Annotated in this window: 17 protein-coding genes; 13 read left to right on the forward strand and 4 right to left on the reverse strand. The window is 74.0% G+C overall.

Translation table 11 applies throughout. The features are described 5' to 3' along the window. The first annotated feature begins 81 nt into the window (after positions 1-81). Both ACIBST_RS00065 and ACIBST_RS00070 read left to right on the forward strand, forming a co-directional pair. On the forward strand, positions 82-942 hold the full coding sequence (locus ACIBST_RS00065) for a hypothetical protein (RefSeq protein ID WP_397167688.1): 861 nt from the start codon (positions 82-84) through the stop codon (positions 940-942). Between the two features lie 533 nt (positions 943-1475). Further along, positions 1476-1817 (forward strand): Lsr2 family protein, encoded by a 342-nt coding sequence (locus ACIBST_RS00070; RefSeq protein WP_397167689.1) that lies wholly within the window; start codon positions 1476-1478, stop codon positions 1815-1817. 7 nt (positions 1818-1824) lie between these two features. Here the strand turns inward: ACIBST_RS00070 and ACIBST_RS00075 are convergent, their stop codons facing one another. Together ACIBST_RS00075 and ACIBST_RS00080 are read right to left on the reverse strand one after the other, a co-directional pair. Further along, positions 1825-2106, reverse strand: a complete 282-nt coding sequence (locus ACIBST_RS00075; protein ID WP_397167691.1) for a hypothetical protein — start codon at positions 2104-2106, stop codon at positions 1825-1827. A 234-nt stretch (positions 2107-2340) separates the two neighbouring features. Next, the gene (locus tag ACIBST_RS00080; RefSeq protein ID WP_397167693.1) at positions 2341-5595 is read right to left on the reverse strand and encodes a S8 family serine peptidase; all 3255 of its coding nucleotides are present in this window, start codon (positions 5593-5595) and stop codon (positions 2341-2343) included. 462 nt (positions 5596-6057) lie between these two features. Here ACIBST_RS00080 and ACIBST_RS00085 point away from each other — a divergent pair, with 462 nt between their 5' ends. Next, positions 6058-8181 carry a SpoIIE family protein phosphatase gene (locus tag ACIBST_RS00085; protein WP_397167694.1) on the forward strand — a complete coding sequence of 708 codons (2124 nt, stop codon included), beginning with the start codon at positions 6058-6060 and terminating at the stop codon, positions 8179-8181. Positions 8182-8188: 7 nt separating this feature from the next. Here ACIBST_RS00085 and ACIBST_RS00090 read toward each other — a convergent pair whose 3' ends face one another. Next, complete coding sequence (locus ACIBST_RS00090; RefSeq protein ID WP_397167696.1) at positions 8189-8338, reverse strand: hypothetical protein; 150 nt, start codon at positions 8336-8338, stop codon at positions 8189-8191. 76 nt (positions 8339-8414) lie between these two features. On the opposite strand from ACIBST_RS00090, the gene ACIBST_RS00095 reads away from it, so the two are divergent. The 4 genes from ACIBST_RS00095 to ACIBST_RS00110 all read left to right on the forward strand — a co-directional run bounded on the left by ACIBST_RS00095 (position 8415) and on the right by ACIBST_RS00110 (position 11584). Next, a complete protein-coding gene (locus tag ACIBST_RS00095; protein ID WP_397167698.1) occupies positions 8415-9284 on the forward strand; it encodes a LysR substrate-binding domain-containing protein in 870 nt (289 codons plus the stop codon). A 96-nt stretch (positions 9285-9380) separates the two neighbouring features. Further along, positions 9381-10145, forward strand: a complete 765-nt coding sequence (locus ACIBST_RS00100) for an SDR family NAD(P)-dependent oxidoreductase (RefSeq protein WP_397167699.1) — start codon at positions 9381-9383, stop codon at positions 10143-10145. A gap of 56 nt (positions 10146-10201) precedes the next feature. After that, on the forward strand, positions 10202-10951 hold the full coding sequence (locus ACIBST_RS00105) for an SAM-dependent methyltransferase (protein WP_397167701.1): 750 nt from the start codon (positions 10202-10204) through the stop codon (positions 10949-10951). Between the two features lie 132 nt (positions 10952-11083). Beyond that, complete coding sequence (locus ACIBST_RS00110; RefSeq protein ID WP_358301390.1) at positions 11084-11584, forward strand: anthrone oxygenase family protein; 501 nt, start codon at positions 11084-11086, stop codon at positions 11582-11584. On the opposite strand, the gene ACIBST_RS00115 is transcribed toward ACIBST_RS00110, so the two are convergent. After that, positions 11562-12110, reverse strand: a complete 549-nt coding sequence (locus tag ACIBST_RS00115; RefSeq protein ID WP_397167703.1) for an AAA family ATPase — start codon at positions 12108-12110, stop codon at positions 11562-11564. The two genes, ACIBST_RS00110 and ACIBST_RS00115, sit on opposite strands and share 23 nt — an antisense overlap. A 172-nt stretch (positions 12111-12282) precedes the next feature. Here ACIBST_RS00115 and ACIBST_RS00120 point away from each other — a divergent pair, with 172 nt between their 5' ends. The 6 genes from ACIBST_RS00120 to ACIBST_RS00145 are packed head-to-tail and all read left to right on the forward strand — an operon-like array spanning position 12283 to position 18661. Beyond that, positions 12283-13080 (forward strand): hypothetical protein, encoded by a 798-nt coding sequence (locus tag ACIBST_RS00120; RefSeq protein ID WP_397167704.1) that lies wholly within the window; start codon positions 12283-12285, stop codon positions 13078-13080. After that, positions 13080-14903 (forward strand): peptidoglycan-binding protein, encoded by a 1824-nt coding sequence (locus ACIBST_RS00125; RefSeq protein WP_397167706.1) that lies wholly within the window; start codon positions 13080-13082, stop codon positions 14901-14903. Before ACIBST_RS00120 ends, ACIBST_RS00125 begins: the two co-directional genes overlap by 1 nt. Next, positions 14896-15570 (forward strand): ABC transporter ATP-binding protein, encoded by a 675-nt coding sequence (locus ACIBST_RS00130; RefSeq protein ID WP_397167708.1) that lies wholly within the window; start codon positions 14896-14898, stop codon positions 15568-15570. Before ACIBST_RS00125 ends, ACIBST_RS00130 begins: the two co-directional genes overlap by 8 nt. Before the next feature lie 2 nt (positions 15571-15572). Further along, the gene (locus ACIBST_RS00135) at positions 15573-16748 is read left to right on the forward strand and encodes an ABC transporter permease (RefSeq protein WP_397167709.1); all 1176 of its coding nucleotides are present in this window, start codon (positions 15573-15575) and stop codon (positions 16746-16748) included. Positions 16749-16763: 15 nt separating this feature from the next. After that, entirely contained in the window at positions 16764-17471 is a 708-nt protein-coding gene (cseB, locus tag ACIBST_RS00140; RefSeq protein WP_397167711.1) for a two-component system response regulator CseB, read from the forward strand. Then, complete coding sequence (locus ACIBST_RS00145; protein ID WP_397167713.1) at positions 17468-18661, forward strand: sensor histidine kinase; 1194 nt, start codon at positions 17468-17470, stop codon at positions 18659-18661. The genes cseB and ACIBST_RS00145 overlap by 4 nt, the downstream gene beginning before the upstream one ends. Positions 18662-18774: the final 113 nt, after the last annotated feature.

Here is an 18774-nt window from a genome sequence, read left to right on the forward strand (position 1 = left end):
CCCATTGTCACGAGCCCCGTCCCGTCCCGCCACGGATCAGCTGGAGACCGCCCCGGCCGGGCGCGGGCTAGGTTGGGCGGCATGGGCACCGAGCACGCGCACTACGTGATCGTCGACGCGGGCGGCCATCGGGTCTGGTCACGCCGGGGCGGCGCGGGCACCTTCTACGGCGACCTGCTGCGCGGCCCCGACCGGCTGGCCGCCTTCGTGCGCGAGCAGGAGCACGGCCACGCCCTCGGCTGGGGCGACGCGGTGCGCTGGCAGGCCGTGGCCGTGCTGGACGTGTCCCGCCGCCTGCTGCTGGTCCACTGCTCCCTGGAGATCCGCGGGCCCGTGTGGCGCACGTCCGTGCTGGAGATCCGGGCGTGGCTGGGCCTGCTCGCCGCGCGGTGGCCCGGCTGGACGGTGAAGTGGGCGGCCCGCGGCCTCCACGAGGTCATGGAGCACCTCGGGCTCGGCTACGACACCGTCGCCGGCCTCGACGACCCGCCGGCGCCGCTGCCGCTGCAATGGGGTCAGGGCCCGGCGGAGGACGACGACCTGTCGGTGGTCGCCGACACCCTCGTGGCCGTACGGGACACCACCGGGAGGCTGTCGTTCGCCGGCTGGTGGGGCACCGGCCTGGCCCGCGTGCTGCTCGCCGGCCCCGCCGCCCTGCTGAGCCCCCAGGAGCTGGCGACGCCCTTCGCGGCGCTGGAGGCCGTCCCCTGGAACGGCGTGCACCTCGACGCCGCCGCCCGCACGCTCGACTGGTGGTCGCTGGACTGCTCGCTGCCCCCGTCGCGGCCGGCCGAGCGCTGGCCCGGCTGGCGGCTGACCTGTCATCAGGACGCCTTCGAGGAGGTGGCCGCGCTCGCCGCCCCCGAGCTCCTGCTCGACCTCGACGGCCCGGACGCCGCCCTCCGCCGCGTCACGGAGTGGTTCGGCCGCCCCGCCCGATAAATCGGTCAGAAACAAAAGGGCGGTAAGACGGCCGGGCCCGTCGCATTCGCACTTGCACTTCTACGCCTTGCCCGGCGTTGACGCCATAGGGCCCCCGTCGGCGCACAGCTCGCGGGACGCCGGAAAACCGTGTGCCGAAGCCGGGAAGCGACGGCGGCGCGCACCCGGCAGCGACGCGGACACATTGAAGCACACCTTTGAATTCATCTTCGATAAGATGCGCACCGCCGCGGCCGCCGCCTTCCCGCGCTCACCCCGTCCGCGTGCGCGCGCCGGGCGGCCCCGCGTCCGCCGCGCCCGCCCGCCGGCCCGGCGACCTGGCACATGACCCGGCCATTCCCAGGTGAGATAAGCAAGGAAGCCGCCGTGACACCCCGGGCACGCGCGGTTCCCGCCGCGTTTGAAATGCCTTTGACAGGCGGTGTGCCCGGTGAGTTCTCCGCGTTCACCGGCGCCGGGCCGAGGTAAGTTGCCCGCACGCTACTGAAGGGCGCTACAGTACGCAACAACCGTATCGAGCATGGAGTGCCACCATGGCTAAGCAGATTCAAGAGATTCTCATCGACGATGTAGACGGTGGGGAGGCTCATGAGACCGTCGTCTTTGCACTCGATGGCAGCAGCTACGAGATTGACCTTCATGAGGAGAAGGCGGACGCGCTGCGTAAAGCACTGGCGCCCTTCATCGTGAAGGCCCGTCCTGTTCGCGTGGATCGCGGTGGGCGCGGGCGGCGGGCGGTCGTGACCGGCAGCCGCGCGTTGAGCCGGGAGAAGTCTTCGGAGATCCGGCAGTGGGCCAAGGCCAACGGCCTGCCCGTCAGCGAGCGCGGCCGCATCGCCGCCTCGGTGGTCGAGAAGTACGAGGCCGCCCACTAGGACGACGTCAGGAGCGCGCGGGCCGGCGGAGCAGTCCGGCCAGCCTGAGCGCCGCCACGACGGCCACCGCGAGGTGCGCCGCGACCAGGGCGATCTGGTAGATCCGCTGCCCGGCCGTGAGCTCGGCGGCGTAACCGCCGTCGTAGAACCCCGACACGAAGGCCAGCACCCCGGCGACCGCCAGCAGTGCGGCGGCCGGGACGGCGACGCCACGGCGGCTCCGGGTCGCCCCCACGGCCAGCACGACCTGCGCCCGTCCGGCGGGGACAGCGGTGGTGGAAGCCGGCATGTCCGTCTCCTGTCAGAGTGGTCCGGGTCGGGTGACGACTCCCATGCTCGGCGAACGCTCTTGGCGCAGACCTGGGAACGACCTGCGCCGCGCTTGGCGCCGGTCTGGACGACCCGGACGCCTGTGCACCCCGCGCGAACGGCGCGGCGACCGCGTCCCTCGGCCGGAAGCCGGAAGCCGGAAGCCGGGCCACGGTGGCCGCGGGCGGGTGCGCCGCCCGCGGCCGCCGGCGGGTCACTGGACGGTGATCTTGTCCACTTCGACGGTGATGCCCTTGACCTGCGGGGTCGAGGTGACGGTCGTGATCTTGCCGACCCCCGCGCTGACCCCCTTGACCTTCATCGAGTACGTCAGGCTGCCGCCGGGCGCCCCCGGCGTGCTGGTGACGACCAGATCCTGGGTGGGCGGCCCGGAGATCTGGGCGCCGGCGGTGCCCTCGGCGTTCTCGGCGCCGACCGTCAGGCCGTAGCCTGCGGGCGGCGAGCCGGGCAGGTTGCCCGGGTCGTAGGCGTAGCTGACGTCCTCCACGCCGTTGAGCCCGATCCACTGCTGGAAGACCTTCAGGTCAGTGGTGCCGTAGAGGTTCAGCCGCCACTCCACCACCAGCCAGTCGCTGACCCCGTCGGTCAGGATCGTGGCCAGGACGCCCGGCGCGGCGGTGCCGTCCAGGTCGGTCCAGTACGGGGCGAGCACGCCGTTGGGCCGCGCCGGGTCGGGCAGCGTCTGCGGCGTCGGGGAGACGTCGTCGCCGGTGGCCCCGCCCGCGACGCTGTAGCCGTCGGAGGTCACGCCGAGCCGGGTGTAGCCGCGTCCGGCGAACTGGAAGGCGGGCACGGTGAAGTTGAGCGCCTGCTCGTCGCCGATCGGGGTGGGCGTGACGCCGAAGGCGTCCAGCGGAATGTAGCCGGCCGGTCCGGCGCCGGGCGCGATCGCCGGCCGGGCGGGCTGGGTGGCGGCCAGCGTCGCCTTGGTGGTGGCGACCTGGGTGCCGACCTTGGTCGCGCCCGTGACGCTGTTGAGGCGCAGGCGGGCGTCCAGGGTGCTGAGCGCGGTCACCTCGGCGTCCTCGTACGTGGTGTTCCGGACGGTGACGGTGCAGGTGGACTCGCCGGTGTTCCTGGCGATGGTGTCCGGGGCGCAGGTCTGCTCGACCGGCACCGCGCCCTGCTTGCGGTAGAACGCCACCGGCAGGTGCAGCGCGCGCGAGCCGCCGACCTGCTTGAGGTTGACCTGGCCGAAGTACTGGCCGTCGGGCAGTTCCGGCGCGGTGACGACGATGCTCAGCTTGGCGCTCTTGCCGGGCGCGACGGTGAACACCGGCGGCACCACGGCGACGGTGGCCCCGCTCACGGTGGTGCCGGAGGCGGTGAAGGTGAGCGACGAGCCGGTGGTGTTGGTGACGGTGCGCTTGGCGGTGATGACGCCGGGCATGGTGGGCGCGTTCACCGAGGGCAGGTTGAGGTCGATCCGGTTGAGCGGGTCGGTGGCCGAGGCGACGAAGCCGGCGGCGTCCTGGTCGAGGGTCAGTCCGGGGTCACCGGCCTTGGTCAGGTCGATGCGCCCGCCGCCCATGTCGAACGGGTCGGCCTGGGTGGTCCTGTCCTGCTTGGTGACCGCGGTCTTGGCCGTGGTCTCCAGGGCCGACTTGACCTGGCCGGGCGTCCAGGTGGGGTGCAGGGCGAAGACCAGGGCCGCCGAGCCGGTCACGTGCGGCGCGGACATCGAGGTGCCGGAGATGACCTGGTAGAGGTTGCCGGGCGGGCCTTCCAGCGGCGACTCGGGGGTCGGCGTCATGCCCGCCATGATGTGCTGGCCGGGCGCGGTGACGTCCGGCTTGAGGAAGTCGCCGCCGGGGCCGCGCGAGGAGAAGTGCGCCATCGCGTCGCCCTGCCAGGTGGACTTGGCGCCCTGCGTGAAGGAGGCGGTGGCGCCGGGGTGGGCGGCGAGGAAGGCCAGCAGGGTGTCGGCCTCGGGCTTGTCCACGTGCACGGACGGCAGCCAGTGCGCGTCGGTGAAGACGTCGAACGGGAAGGCGTTGTAGAGGATCATCCCGGCCGCGCCGCCCTGCCTGACGTTGAAGCTCTTCAGCACGCGGTTGGGGGTGCGCTCACAGGCGACGATCTTCCCGGTGAACATCCCGGGAGGGGCCGGGACGTCGCACGCCGCGCGCGAGTACGGCGGCGCCGAGGCCAGGACGACGGGCAGCGGCGAGGCCAGGCCCGCGGTGATGGACGCGCCCTTGATCGTCGCCGTGGCGCCGCCGCCGGACAGCGTGACCGTGGACTGGAACGTCCTGGACTGCGAGGAGGCGGCCACCGTGGTCACCCAGGGGCCGCGGTGGTCGGTGGTGCCGGCGCCGGGGCCGGAGTTGCCGGCCGAGGCCGAGACCAGCACGCCGGCCGCGTAGGCGTCGAGGAAGGCCAGCTCGACCGGGTCGCTGTAGGGGTCGCTGCCGCCGGAGACCGAGAAGTTGATCACGCGTACGCCGTCCAGGACGGCCCGCGCCACGGCCTGCGCCGAGTCGGAGGGGAAGCAGCCCTGCGCGCCGCACACCTTGTAGACCGACACCGCGGCGGCCGGGGCGATGCCGTGGATCGGGCCGCGGCTGATGCCCAGCGGGTTCGCGTCGGCGACCGGGCCGCCCGCGGAGGTGCTGGCGGTGTGGGTGCCGTGCCCGTTGGAGTCGCGGGCGCTGTCGCCGTAGACCTCGCCGCCGTAGACGGCGTTGTAGGTCTCCATGAACGGCTGCCCGCCGATCAGCTTGTTGTTGCAGGTGAACGGATCGGCGGCGGGGGTCAGCGGGTTGTCGCCGAAGTTGCACACGCGCGGCGTGCCGTCCTTGGTGGGCCCGGGGGCGGGCAGGCCGGGGGCGGCGGCGAACGACGGGTGCTCGGGCCAGGCGCCGGTGTCGAGCACGCCGACGATCACGCCCTTGCCCGCCGAGGAGCTGCCGCCGAGCTTGCCGTAGATGGTGTCGGCGCCGATGAACTCGGGGCTGGAGTCGGTCAGCAGCTGCTGGGGCTTGTCCTCCTGGACGGCGACCGCGCCGGGCAGCCGCAGCACGTCGGCCACCTTGTTGCCCGGGACGCGCAGGGCGATGCCGCCGTAGACCGTCCTGACGCGCTGGCCGACGACGGCGCCGGGGACCTTCTTGGCCAGCTCGCCCAGGAAGGCGTTCTCGACGTCCTGGATGTGGGTGCCGTACTTCCTGGCCTCGGCGCTCCTGGTGTCGAGGGCCTTGCCGGTGACGGCGGGGCTGGTGGCCGGCAGCCCGGCCAGCCCGCCCTGGTAGGCGGCCAGCGAGTCGTAGTCCAGCTTGACCATGACGTTGACCGGCGCGGGCGAGGTGGCCTTCAGCAGCGCGGCGTCGCTCTTGGCGAGCTTGCCGGTGGGGGACTTGGCGCCCTCGACCACCTCGGCGCCGGTGAGCGGCACGGACCGCCATTTCGCGGGCGGGGTGGGCGTGGCACGTGCCACGGCCGGGCTCATGGCCATCACGACACCGAGCCCGACGGCTACCGATGTCAACCGGCGTAAACGGGATGAGAACGAACGGGACAACACGAAGACCTCCTGGCCGAGGAGCTGCAAGAACCCGCCTGACCGGCCGAGGACGTCATGTCACCCCCACGCGCGCATGCCGGAGAGATCGATGACCCTCCCCGGTGGGTGACGAGCTGGACCGCCTCCCCTCCCCGTGGGCGGGGTGGGTTGGCGTCCGAACCGGAGTGTAGACAGCGATCAACTGGCCGAGAACCCCGCCGCTTTGTCACGTTCCGGCCAATTGGCCCCACCAGACAGCCGGCCGCCGCAAAGCTCATATTCGTCCCACCTCTTCGCCAGAATCCGGCAACGGTGAGCATCACCCCCAATACGGATATCTACAGTTGTCCTATGGGCGATCAACGGGACGCGGCGCCGACGTCAGCGCAGGACGGAACGAGTTAGCCCGTGGGCGGCCACGCCGACGAGGGGACCCGGCCGTACACCTCGGCGCTGGACGAGCAGCTCGCCCAGGCCGCCCGTGACACCGGCGCGCACATCGGCGCGGTCTACCTCCTGACGGGCTCCCCGCAGGTGCTGATGATGGAGGCCGAGATCGGGCTGCCCACGCAGCTCGTCAAGCCGTGGACCACCGTCCGGCTGGACGGCGGCGCGCCCGTGGCCGCCGCCGTGCGCCAGGGGCGGCTGGTGTGGGTACCGACCGCGCAGGACCTGACCCGCCGCTTCCCCGGCACGGCCCTGGCCTTCCCGTACGCCTTCGCCTCGGCCTCCGCGCCCCTGCACAGCGACTCCCGCATGTGGGGCTCGTGGATCCTGCTCTGGCCGGAGGGGCGGCCGGCCGAGCTGAGCGGGCCGGAGCAGGAGGTCATCGCCGCCGCCAGCGAGCGCCTGGCGGCCGTCCTGGAGCAGGCCGCCGACAGCGGATGCCCGCTGCGCCCCGGCGGCGAGCCGCGGGTGCTGACCCCGGTGCCGCCGCCGATGCCCGACCCGTACGAGGCCGTGGCCGCGGCCGGCTACCTGGACCGGCTGCGGGACGGCTCCGTCGCGCTCGACCTGGACGGCGTCGTCACCTTCGCCAGCCCCGCCGCCGCCGGGCTGCTCGGCACCACCGTCTCGGAGTTGCTGGGCACGCCGCTGTGGGAGACGGCGACGTGGCTGAAGGACCCGGCCTTCCAGGACCGCTGCCGGGCGGCGGTGGTCGGCCAGCAGGTCGCCTCCTGCACGGCCCGCCGGCCGGACGGCCACGAGCTGGAGTTCGTGCTGCACCCGGACCCGACGGGGGTGAGCCTGCGCATCACCCCCTCGGGGGCCGACCTGTCCGCGCAGCGGCCCGCGCGCGCCTTCGCCCCGGACAACTCGGGGCTGCCGCGGGCCGACGTCTTCTACAACTTCCTGCACATGGCCTCGGCGATGACCAGGGCGCTGAACGTCAGGGAGGTCGTCGATCTCATCGCCGAGCACGTCATGCCGGTGTTCAAGGCGCAGGCCATGGCGATCATGAGGGCGGAGAGCGGCCGGATGCGGATCGTCGGCTCCCACGGCTACGTCCCCGAGGTGCTGGAGCGCTTCGACGGCCAGACGCTGGCCGCGCCCAGCCCCGCCGAGCAGGTGATCCGCACGGGCGAGCCGGCCTTCTTCGCCGACCGGGACGAGCTGGGCCGGGCCTTCCCCGATGCCGTCCAGGACGACGGGATGGCCGCCTGGGCCTTCCTGCCGCTGACCGTCTCCGACGACACCTTCGGCGTCTGCCTGCTGGCCTTCGACCATGCGCGGCCGTTCACCGCCGAGCAGTGCGCGACGCTGACCACGCTGGCCGGGCTGATGGGCCAGGCCCTGGACCGCGCGCTGCTCTACGACACCAAGGACCGGCTGGCCCACAGCCTGCAGACCTCGCTGCTGCCCGGCAGCCTGCCCGACATGCCGGGCCTGGAGGTGGCCGCCCGATACGTGCCCGCGACCCGCGGCGTCGGCATCGGCGGCGACTTCTACGACCTGATCCGGCTCAACGAGACCACCGCCGCCGCCGTCATCGGGGACGTCCAGGGGCACAACATGACGGCCGCGGCGCTCATGGGCCAGGTGCGCACCGCCATCCACGCCCACGCCGCCGTCGGGGCCAGCCCCGGGGACGTGCTCCAGCACACCAACCGGCTGCTCATGGACCTGGACACCGACCTGTTCACCAGCTGCCTGCTCATCTACTTCGACCTGCGCCTGCGCACGCTGCGGGCGGCCAACGCCGGTCATCCCCTGCCGCTGCTGCGCCCGCCCAACATGCCGGCCGAGATCATCGACATCCCGGCGGGCCTGCTGCTCGGCATCGACGCCGACGCCGAGTACGCCACGGTGGAGGTGCCGTTCCCGCCGGGCGCCGTCCTGGCCCTCTACACCGACGGGCTGGTCGAGGCGCCGGGCGTGGACCTGGACGAGGCCATCGGGACGCTGGCGGCGTACCTGACCAGCGCCCCGCGCGAGCAGCTCCAGCAGGTCGCCGGGACGCTGCTCGACCACGCCCCGCACACCGACGACATCGCGCTGCTGCTCCTGCGGCACCGGGAGAACGCGGGCTGAGACCCGCTCAGTGCGAGACGAACGTGCGGTGGTCGGCCAGGGCGAGCGCCCGGACGAAGTCGAGGATCCTCAGCAGCCCCCGCCCGGCGAGCCGGACCGGGGCGGGACGGCGGGAGCAGTAGGCGGCCGACCACAGGGCAGGTACGTGTCGTTCCATGCGGACCAGGATGTCCTGGCACACACTGATCGATCCAACACATCGTCTCGCTGGCAGCCATCGCTATCGTAGATGGATGGAACTGCGCCAGCTCCGCCACTTCGTCGCCGTCACCACCCACGGCAGCTTCACCGCCGCCGCGCGGGCCGAGCTGATCGTGCAGTCGGCGCTCAGCACGTCCATCCGCAAGCTCGAACGCGAGCTCGGCGCCGACCTGTTCGAGCGCACCGGGCGGCGGCCGGTGCTCACCCCGGCCGGGCACGCCTTCCTGCCGGCCGCGCGGGCGCTGCTGGCCGACGCCGCGGCGGCCGCCGACGCCGTGTCCGCGGTGTCCGGGCTGGCCGCCGGCCGGGTGGCGATCGGCACCATCCAGACGCTCACCAGCGTCGACCTGCCGGCCGAGCTGGCCGCCTTCCACCGCCTGCGGCCCGGCGTCCAGATCTCGGTCCGCGACGCCCCGGTGGCGGGGCTGCTCGACGCGCTGCTCGCCCGCGAGCTCGACCTGGCCTACCTGGCGCTCGACGGCGCCGAGCTGCCCGCGGGGCTGGCCGTGTTCGAGTCCTGGGAGGAGGAGCTGGTGCTGATGACCTCGCCCGACCACCGGCTGGCCGGCGCGGAGCGGGCCCTGCTGTCGGAGCTGACGGAGGAGCCGTTCGTGGACTTCAAGGCCGGCACCGGGCTGGAGACCGCGGTGCGCAGGCTGGCCGCCGGGTGCGGGCTGCACCGGCAGATCACCTGCGAGGTCACCCAGATCCGGCTGCTGGTCGACCTCGTGCGCGCCGGGATCGGGGTGGCGATCGTCCCCCGGCGGGTGGCCGAGCGGGAGGGGCTGCCGACCGTGCGCATCCGCCAGCCTGATCCGGCCAGGACGGTCGTGCTGGCCGGCCGCGCGCCCGTGCCCGCCAACCCGGCCGCCGCCGCCCTGCTGGCGCACCTCACCCGGTGACCCCGAATTGGACTTGCGGGTCCAATTTTCTCCGCGCACAGTGGCAGGACCGGCCGGGGCGGCGTGTCCCGGCGGAACACTGACGGGAGCGTTGTGATGAGTGCACGGTTGCGGGGCAGGCGGGCGTTGGTGACCGGATCGACCAGCAACATCGGGCGAGCGATCGCCGAGGCGTTCGCCGCCGAGGGCGCGCACGTGGTCGTCTCCGGGCGCAGCGCCGAGCGGGGCGCGCGGGTCGTGGCCGGCATCCGCGAACGCGGCGGGCGGGCCGGATTCGTGCGGGCCGACCTCGACGGCAGCGCCGCGGCCTCGCGGGCCCTGGCCCGGGAGGCGGCCGACGTGCTCGGCGGCGGCGTCGACATCCTGGTCAACAACGCCGGCATCTACCCCGGCGACGACACCGCCGGCACCGACGAGCAGACCTTCGACCGGGTCTACGCGGTCAACGTCAAGGCGCCGTTCTTCCTGACCGCGGCGCTGGCTCCGGCCATGGCGCAGGCGGGCGGCGGCGCGATCATCAACCTGGGCTCGTGGATCGCCCGCCTGGGCGTGCCCGTCGGCGCGCTCTACAGCTCCACCAAGGGCGCGATGGAGACCCTCACGCGGGCCTGGGCCGCCGAGTTCGGCCCGCGGGGCGTCCGGGTGAACGCCATCTCGCCCGGCGTGATCCTGGAGCCGGGCGCGGCGGCGGCGCGGGCCGGCGCGGTCATGATGAACGGCACTCCGGCGGGCGGCGTGGGCACGCCGGAGGCCATCGCGCACGCCGCCGTCTACCTGGCCGCGGAGGAGGCCGCGTTCGTCCACGGCATCGTCCTCGACGTCGACGGGGGCCGCACCGCCGCGGCCGTCATCGCGGCCTGACCCCGGCGGCACATAACCGGTTGAACGGGCGGGGCCTTCGTGGTGGGATGCCCGCTGTGTCAGCGATCCAGGACCTCGTGCGTCCCGACGTCTATCCGCTTTCCTCCAAATACGACCCTGAATGGGTGCTCGGGCTGGACATGGGCCCCCATCCGCTGTGGCTGCTGGAGGACCTGGCCCGCGACCTCGACCTGCGGCCCGGCATGCGGGTGCTCGACCTGGGCTCGGGCCTGGGCGCGACCTCGGTCTTCCTGGCCCGCGAGTTCGGGGTGGAGGTGGTGGCCGCCGACCTGTGGGTCGCGCCCGAGAAGGCCGCGGCCGTCTTCGCCGCGGCGGGCGTCGCGGACCGCGTCAGGGCCGTACGGGCCGAGGCGCACGCCCTGCCGTTCGAGCAGGAGTCCTTCGACGCCATCGTCAGCGTGGACGCCTTCGAGTACTTCGGCACGGCCGACTCCTACCTGCCCTACCTGGTCCGCTTCCTGCGGCCCGGCGGGCAGCTCGGCGTCGCCACGCCCGGCATGACCCGCGAGGTGCGCGACCTCGGGCACATCCCCGCCCACGTCAAGGCGCTGGTCGGCTGGGAGGCCATCGCCTGGCACACCGCCGGGTGGTGGCGCTTCCAGTGGGAGATCACCGAGCTGGTCACGGTGACGTCCGCGCGCCTGCAGGACGGCGGCTGGCACGACTGGCTGCTGTGGGCCCGCGCCCGGCAGGAGACGGCGACGATCGCCATGCTCGAAGCCGACCAGGGGGAATACCTGTCCTTCGCGCTGGTCACCGCGCGCCGGAACCCGCCCGCGCCCTGACCCCGGCGCCCCATGGAGTCTGGCGTATGGGCGGGAGAGTCTCGGCCATGGCCGCGCTCCCCCGGTGTCGCGTTGACTAGTCCTCGCGCGTCCGGGACGTCGGGCGCGGGGACGAACAGGGGGAACACACAGATGTCGGTTCTGCGCACCGTCGTGCTCATCGCGGCGACCATGGCCACCGGGCTCGCGGCGGGCGTCTTCGGGCTCTACTCGCACACCATCATGCGCGGTCTGGGCGCGACCGACGACCGCACGTTCGTCGGGGCGTTCCAGGCCGTCGACCGGGCGATCCTCAACCCCTGGTTCATGCTCAGCTTCGTCGGCGCGCTGGCCTTCACGGGCCTGGCGGCGGCGCTGCACCTCGGCCAGAACGTGCGCGCGGTGCTGCCCTGGATCATCGTCGCGCTGGTGCTCTACCTGGTCGCCTTCGTGCTCACGGTGGCCGTGAACGTGCCGCTCAACGACGCCATCAAGGCGGCCGGCGACCCGGACCGGATCGCCGACCTGGCCGCGGTGCGCCGCGCGTTCGACGAGGCCAAGTGGGCCGGCTACAACCTCGTCCGCACGATCACCACCACCGGCGCGTTCGCCTCGCTGTGCTGGGCGCTCGTCAAGAGCGGCCGGGTGGGCTGACGGCGCGCTCGACCAGCGCGACGCGGTCGGCCAGCGGCCCGGCGGGCACCTCGACGAGCTCGAACCCGAGGTCGCGGTAGGTCCGCTCGTGCAGGCGCTCGAAGTCCAGCGATTCCTCGTAGCCGATCCGCCTGGCGGCGGTGGCGCGGACGAACCCCTGGTTGCGGACGAAGAACACCTTCCCGTCGTACGTCCCCCGCTCCACCACCCGCTCGACCTCGCGGGCGAGCAGACGCGAGGCGGGGAACCCCAGGTAGCGGCTCAGCGCCAGCGTGCAGACCGGCGAGCGGTCGAAGAAGACGGCGGCCTCGCCCGCGGGGGCGGCCTCCTGGCGCCGCCGCTGGAGCCTGACCACCTCCTCGACGAAGGCGGGCTCGCGCCAGGGCTCCGCGCGGCCGAGCGCCTGGCCGAGGGCGATGACGTCCGTCGCCGCCTCCTCGACGACGCTGAACCCGTGGACCTCCAGCAGCCGCAGGACGGCCGTCTTCCCGGCGCCCGGGGTGCCGGTGAGAACGTGATTCGGCACGGTTCTTCTCCGTTTCGGTGGGGGTTGATGGCTGGCTGCGGGCGCTGATACACGGCCGATACACGGCTGAGCGCCCGGTGATACCCGGCCAAGGCCGGGCGGAGGGAAAAGGGCTCAAGAGTGGCCGAGGCGTCGCGAAGGTCGGCGCGTCCCCACGGTGAAGGAGCCCTTGATGCGTGTGCTGGTGTGCGGTCTGCTCGGTCTGGCGGTGCTGACCGGCTGCGGAGGGGCTCCGGCGGGACAGGCCGCCCCGGCGTCCGGCGGGGGCGACGCCCGGGCGGACAAGCTACGCGAGCGGGAGACTGTGATCGCCACCTGCATGAAGCAGAAGGGCTTCGCCTACACCCCCTCGGTCAGCAGGCCGGGGACGCCCGACGCCGACCCGGCCGACTACGAGGCGATGAAGGCCGAGCGGAGCAGGAACGGCTTCGGCGTCTTCTCGGCGATCGTCTACCCCAAGCCTACCGAGACCCGGGCCCCCGACCCCAACCAGGCCACGCTCGACGGGCTCTCCGGCCCCCGGCGGGACGCCTGGCTGAAGACCATGAACGAGTGCCGGGTCAGCGCCCTGCGCCAGGTCGACGGCCTGAAGGTCACCTCGCTCGCCGACTACCAGGACCAGATGAGCACCGAGATCGAGAACATCGACAAGGCGCTCGACGGCGATCCGAAGCTGGTGGAGCTGGCCGGGCCGTTCGCGGAGTGCCTGAAGTCCAAGGGCGAGCGGGTGACCTCCGTCCGGCCGCTGGCGCTGAGCGCGCGGGGGCTGACGCTGTGGGGCGAGCAGGCCGACCGGCTCGGCAAGGCGGGCGAGGTCACGGCCGCCGCCGCCCGGCCGTACCTGGCCAAGGAGATCAGGTCGGCGCTGGCCGACCTGGAGTGCGGCAAGGACTTCTACGCGGCCTTCGTCCCGCTGCAACGGCGGCTCACCAACGAGGCCCGGGTGAAGTACGGGTTCCAAGAGCAGTGATGCGCACCCCTCGCGGCAAGTTGCTGCTCGTGCTGGTCGTGGTCCTGGCGGTCGCCGGGACCGGCTGGGGGGTGGGCACCCGGCTGCGCTCACCGGCCGACGAGGCGGCCGCGCGCAGGCCGCCCGTGCCGTCGCTGGTCACCGTCGAGGTCGAGCGGCGCAGGCTGGTCGCCACCGTCGTCGTCAGCGGCACGCTGGAGTACGGCTCCCCGCGCGCGGTGTCGCTGGCCGGCGTGGTGGGCGGGGTGGTGGGCGGCGGCGAGGCCGTCCAGCGGGCCACCCGTGCCCCCCGGCGGGGGAAGCTCGTGGAGGGCGCGGTGCTGATGGAGGTGAACGGGCGGCCGGTGTTCGTCTTCGCGGGCAGGGTGCCGATGCACCGCGGCATCGTCCCGGGCGCCGAGGGGGACGACGTCCGGCAGTTGCAGAAGGCGCTGCGCCGGCTCGGGCACCGGGTGCCGGTGACCGGCGTGTTCGACCGGGCGACCGTCGCGGCGGTGTCGCGCTTCTACGCCCGGCGCGGCTACGAGGCCCAGCAGCCCACCCTGGAGCTGCGGCAGCGGCGCGACGAGCTGGCGCGGTCCGTACGGACCGCGCGGGACGTGCTGGCGACCGAGAGCAAGGCTCTCGACCAGGCCATGGACGTGCGCCCGCTGAAGCTCAGGGTGACCGGCGCCCGCCACGACCTGAAGGAGGCCGAACAGGCGCTGAGGAGCGCGCGGGCCAAGGACCGCACCGCCGAGGCCAGGGCCCGGGACGGGGCTGCCGTCGAGGCCGCCGAGAGCGCGGTGCGGGCGGCCGAGGAGAGGCTGCTGGCGGCCGAGCAGGAACTCGCCCGAGCGAGGGCGACGCCGACCGCTGGGCCGACCACTGCGCCGTCTACCGGGCCGTCTACCGGGCCGTCTACCGGGCCGTCTACCGGGCCGACTTCTGGGCCCACCACCGCACCCACCACCGCGCCGACCGCGGCGCCCGGCTCCGCCCCCACGGCGGGGCCGCCCGCCGACACCCGCCTGCTCGAACTCCGGGTCGCCAACGCCCGCGCGGACCTGGCCGCCGCCCGGTCGGCGCTGGAACGCGCGCGGGCGGAGGCCGGAGCGGCGCGGGCGAAGCGGCTGGCCGAGCTGGAGAAGGCCGTACGGGCGGCGCGGGAGGCCGTGGCCGTCGCCGAGCAGGCGCTCAGGCAGGCCAGGCAGCTCTCCCCCGCCCGGCTGAAGGTGGCCAACGCGCGCACCGACCTGGCCGCGGCGCAGGCGTTGCTGGCCGAGTTCTCCCGGACCTACGGCACCACCGTGCCGCCCGGCGAGATCGTCTTCCTGCCCAGGCTGCCCGTCCGCCTGCACAAGGCGGCCGTCAAGGCGGGCGAGCCGGTGGACAAGGCGGTCGCCACGGTCACCGGCGCCGGGTTCGTGGTGTCCGGCTCGGTGGACGCGGCCGAGGCCGAACGGGTCAAGGCGGGGCTGCCGGCGAGCATCGAGACCGACTCCGGCACGACCGTCCCCGGCACGGTGACCGCCATCGAGGGGCGTGACGCCAAGGGCGCCGTCCCGGTGACGGTCACGCCCGCCTCCGTGAAGGGGCTGCGCGGGCTCGCCGGGAAGCCCGTCACGGTCCGCGTGACCATCGGCGCCACCGGAGGGGAGGTGCTGGTGGTCCCCGTGGCCGCGGTCGTCACGGCGGCGGACGGCCGGGCCAGGGTGCGGGTGGAGACCGCGCCCGGCCGGACCGAGGAGGTGCAGGTGCGCACCGGCCTGTCCGCCGACGGGGCCGTGGAGGTGACCGGCGACCTGGAACCGGGTGAGCGGGTGGTGGTCAACAGTGGCTGAGCCGGTCATCCACCTTCGCGGGCTGACCAAGGAGTTCCCCGGCGACCCGCCCGTCCGCGCGCTGTCGTCGGTCGACCTGCGGGTCGAGCGGGCGGACTACGTGGCGGTCGTCGGGCCGTCGGGGTCGGGGAAGTCCACCCTGCTCAACACCCTGGGCCTGCTCGACCGGCCGACCCGCGGCAGCTACCGGCTCGACGGCATAGAGACCACCACGCTGAGGGAAGGGGCGCGCACCGCCGTCCGCGGGGGCCGGATCGGCTTCGTCTTCCAGTCCTTCCACCTGCTGCCGCACCGGAGCGTCCTGGAGAACGTCATGCTGGCCGAAATCTACGGCCGCGCCCCGCGCGCGGGACGGCGGGACCGCGCCGTGCGGGCCCTCGACCGGGTGCGCCTGTCGCACCGGGTGGACTTCCTGCCCGGCAGGCTGTCCGGCGGCGAGCGGCAGCGCGCCGCCATCGCCCGCGCCCTGCTGGGCGAGCCGTCGCTGCTGCTGTGCGACGAGCCCACCGGCAACCTCGACAGCACGAACACCGGCGCGGTGCTCGACCTGTTCGACGAGCTGCGCGCCCAAGGGATGACCATCGTCGTCATCACCCACGAGACCGAGGTGAGCGACCGGGCCGGACGCCGGGTCCGCATCACCGACGGCGTCCTCACGGAGGAGTAGACGTGCACCCGCGCGACCTGCTGACCGAGGCCGTGGCGGGCCTGCTGGCCCGCCCGGTGCGCTCGGCCCTGACCACGCTGGGCACCGTGCTCGGCATCACCACGCTCGTGGTGACCCTGGGCGTCGCCGCGACGGCCGGCAACCAGATCGTCGGCCGCTTCGACGAGCTGACCGCCACCTCCGTCACGGTCGAGGTCCCGGCCCACCCGTTCCCGCTGGTCGGATGGGCCGACGTGGGCCGGGTGACCCGGCTGCGCGGGGTGGTCTCGGCCGCCGCGCTCGCCGAGTCCGACCGCAGCGCCAACCTCGTCGTCCGCTCCAACGACGTCGTGGACCCGGCCCGCGTCACCGACCAGACGCTGACCGTGGTCTCCAGCAGCCCCGGCCTGCCCGCGGCGGTCAAGGGCAGGATGATCGAGGGCCGCTACTTCGACGCCGGGCACGTCGCCCGGGGCGACCGGGTGGTCGTGCTCGGCCAGCAGGCGGCCCGGCTGCTCGGCATCACGGGGCTCGACCGGGCTCCGGCCGTGTTCATCGGCACCCGGGCCTACACCGTGATCGGGGTGCTCGGGGATCTCCGGCGGGAGAAGAGCCTGGCCAGCGCGGTCATCCTGCCGCCCACGGCCGGCCGGCCCTACGGTCTGGGGACCGTGACGCGCGTCCTGGTCGACACCGCGCTCGGGGCCGCCGAGCTGATCGCCCGGCAGGCGCCCTCGGCGCTCAGCCCCGGCAACGAGGCCCTGCTCCAGGTCGTCTCGCCGCCCAGCCCCACCAGGGCCCGCGACGCGGTGGAGGGCGACGTCGACGCCCTGTTCCTGATCCTCGGGCTGGTCTCGCTGGTCGTCGGCGCGGTCGGCATCGCCAACGTCACGCTGGTGACCGTCATGGAACGCGTCGCCGAGATCGGGCTGCGCCGGGCGCTGGGCGCGGCGCGCCGGCACATCGCGGCGCAGTTCCTGCTGGAGTCCACGCTGACCGGGTTGATCGGCGGCGTGCTGGGCGCTTCCGCCGGGATCGTGGTGATCGTCGGGGTCTGCGCCGTCAAGCAGTGGACGCCCGTCCTGGACGTCGGGACGGCCGCCGTGGCGCCGGTGGCCGGGGCCGTCGTCGGGCTGCTGGCGGGCCTGTATCCGGCCCTGCGCGCCGCCCGGATGGAACCGGTCAATGCACTTCGCTAGGTATGGTGCGATTTCATGACATCCCTGCTGCTCGTCGAGGACGACACCGTGATCCGCACGTCGCTGGGCATGGCCCTGGAACGGTACGGCTACCGGGTGACCACGGCGGCCGACGGGCTCGACGGGCTGGAGGCCGCCCGTACGGGCGATCACGACCTGCTGCTGCTGGACGTGATGCTGCCCGGCCTGGACGGCATCAGCGTGTGCCGCAGCATCAGGGAGACCAGCCAGGTGCCGATCCTGATGATGTCGGCCCGCGGCGACGGGCTGGACATCGTGGCCGGGCTGGAGGGCGGCGCCGACGACTACGTGGTCAAGCCGGTGGACCTGCCGGTGCTGGTGGCCAGGATCCGGTCGCTGCTGCGCCGGGCGACCTTCGCGCGCACGCCCGCCGGGCCCGGCACGGGGGCAGGCGCGGGGGCAGGGGCGGGGGCGGCGGTGCTGGAGTTCGGGGACCTGAGCGTGGACACCGGCGCGCTGGAGGTGCGGCGGGCCGGCCGGCGCGTCGAGCTGTCGCCGACCGAGCTGCGGCTGCTGCTGGAGTTCGCCGCCCATCCCGGCATCGTCCTGGAGCGGGCGACGCTGCTGCGCAACGTGTGGGACTACGGTTGGGACGGCGACAGCCGCGTGGTGGACCTGTGCGTGCAGCGGCTGCGCAGGAAGATCGGCGCCGAGCGCGTCGAGACCGTGCGCGGGTTCGGCTACAAGCTGGCCGTCACGTGAACCCGGCCTCGCTGCGCTGGAAGATCGCCGCTCTCGTCACGCTCGCCGCGACCGTCGTCGCCGCCGTGGTGGGGCTGCTGGTGCACCGGGCGACCTGGCAGCGGGCGCTCGACCTCGGCCAGGCGCAGGCCGAGGTGGCCCTGGAGCAGTCGCTGGCCGCCGGGACCGCCGAGGACGTGGTGCCCCTCGCCGAGCTCCCCGCCGACCTGGCCGACCGGCTGCGCCCCGGCCGCCGGGTGGTCTGGTACGGGCTCGACCACCGGGACGAGCCGTGGATGTGGGCGGTCCAGCCGTACGGCGGCGACGAGGTGCGGAGCGTGCGGATCGCGATGGGCTCCGAGCTGCTCGGCCTCCAGGCGCTCGACCGGAACATGGCCAAGGCCGGGCTGCTCGCCCTGGCCGGGGTGGTGCCGCTGGCGGTGCTGGCAGCCGAGCTGCCCAACCGGCGGCTGCGGCGGGTCGCGCAGACCGCCCGCAGGATCGCCGGGGGCGACCTGGTGGCCCGGACGGACGCCCGCGGCCGGGACGAGATCGCCCGCATCTCCGCCGCCGTGGACTCGATGGCGGCGAGCCTGCAGCACCGGCTGCTGGCCGAGCAGCGGTTCACCGCCGACGTCGCGCACGACCTGCGCACCCCGCTGATGGGGCTGGTCGCCGTGGTCGAGCTGCTGGACGAGGGCGAGGTCACCGACCTGGTGCGCGACCGGGTGCGGGTGCTGCGGGCGCTGGTGGAGGACCTGCTGGAGGTGTCCCGGCTGGACGCCGGGGCCGAGGTCGCCGAGCGGGTGCGCGTGCCGCTGGCCGGGCTGGCCGCGGAGTCGGCGTCCCGGGTGGGGGTCGAGGCGCGGGTGCTGGCCGACGGGGACCCGGTGGCCGAGACCGATCCGCGGCGGCTCGACCGGATCCTGGCCAACCTCGTGCTCAACGCCCACCGGCACGGCGCGGCGCCGGTGGAGATCGCGGTCGGCGACCACGTGGTCGAGGTGCGCGACCGGGGGCCGGGGTTCCCGCCGGAGCTGCTGGCCGACGGGCCGCGCCGGTTCCGCACGGGCGCCGCCGAGCGGGGCCGCGGGCACGGCCTGGGGCTGACGATCGCGGCGGGCCAGGCCCGGGTCATCGGCGCCGAGCTGACCCTGTCCAACGCCCCGGACGGCGGCGCGGTCGCCGTCCTCCGCCTCCCGGCGAGCTGACGCCGGGATCGACGCCGGGATCGACGCCGGGATCGACGCCGGGATCGACGCCGGGATCGACGCCGGGGTTGATGCCGGGCTGATACACGGCTGAGCGCGGGTGGATGCGCGGC

This window comes from Nonomuraea sp. NPDC049684 (genome assembly GCF_044465345.1).
Classification (GTDB): domain Bacteria; phylum Actinomycetota; class Actinomycetes; order Streptosporangiales; family Streptosporangiaceae; genus Nonomuraea.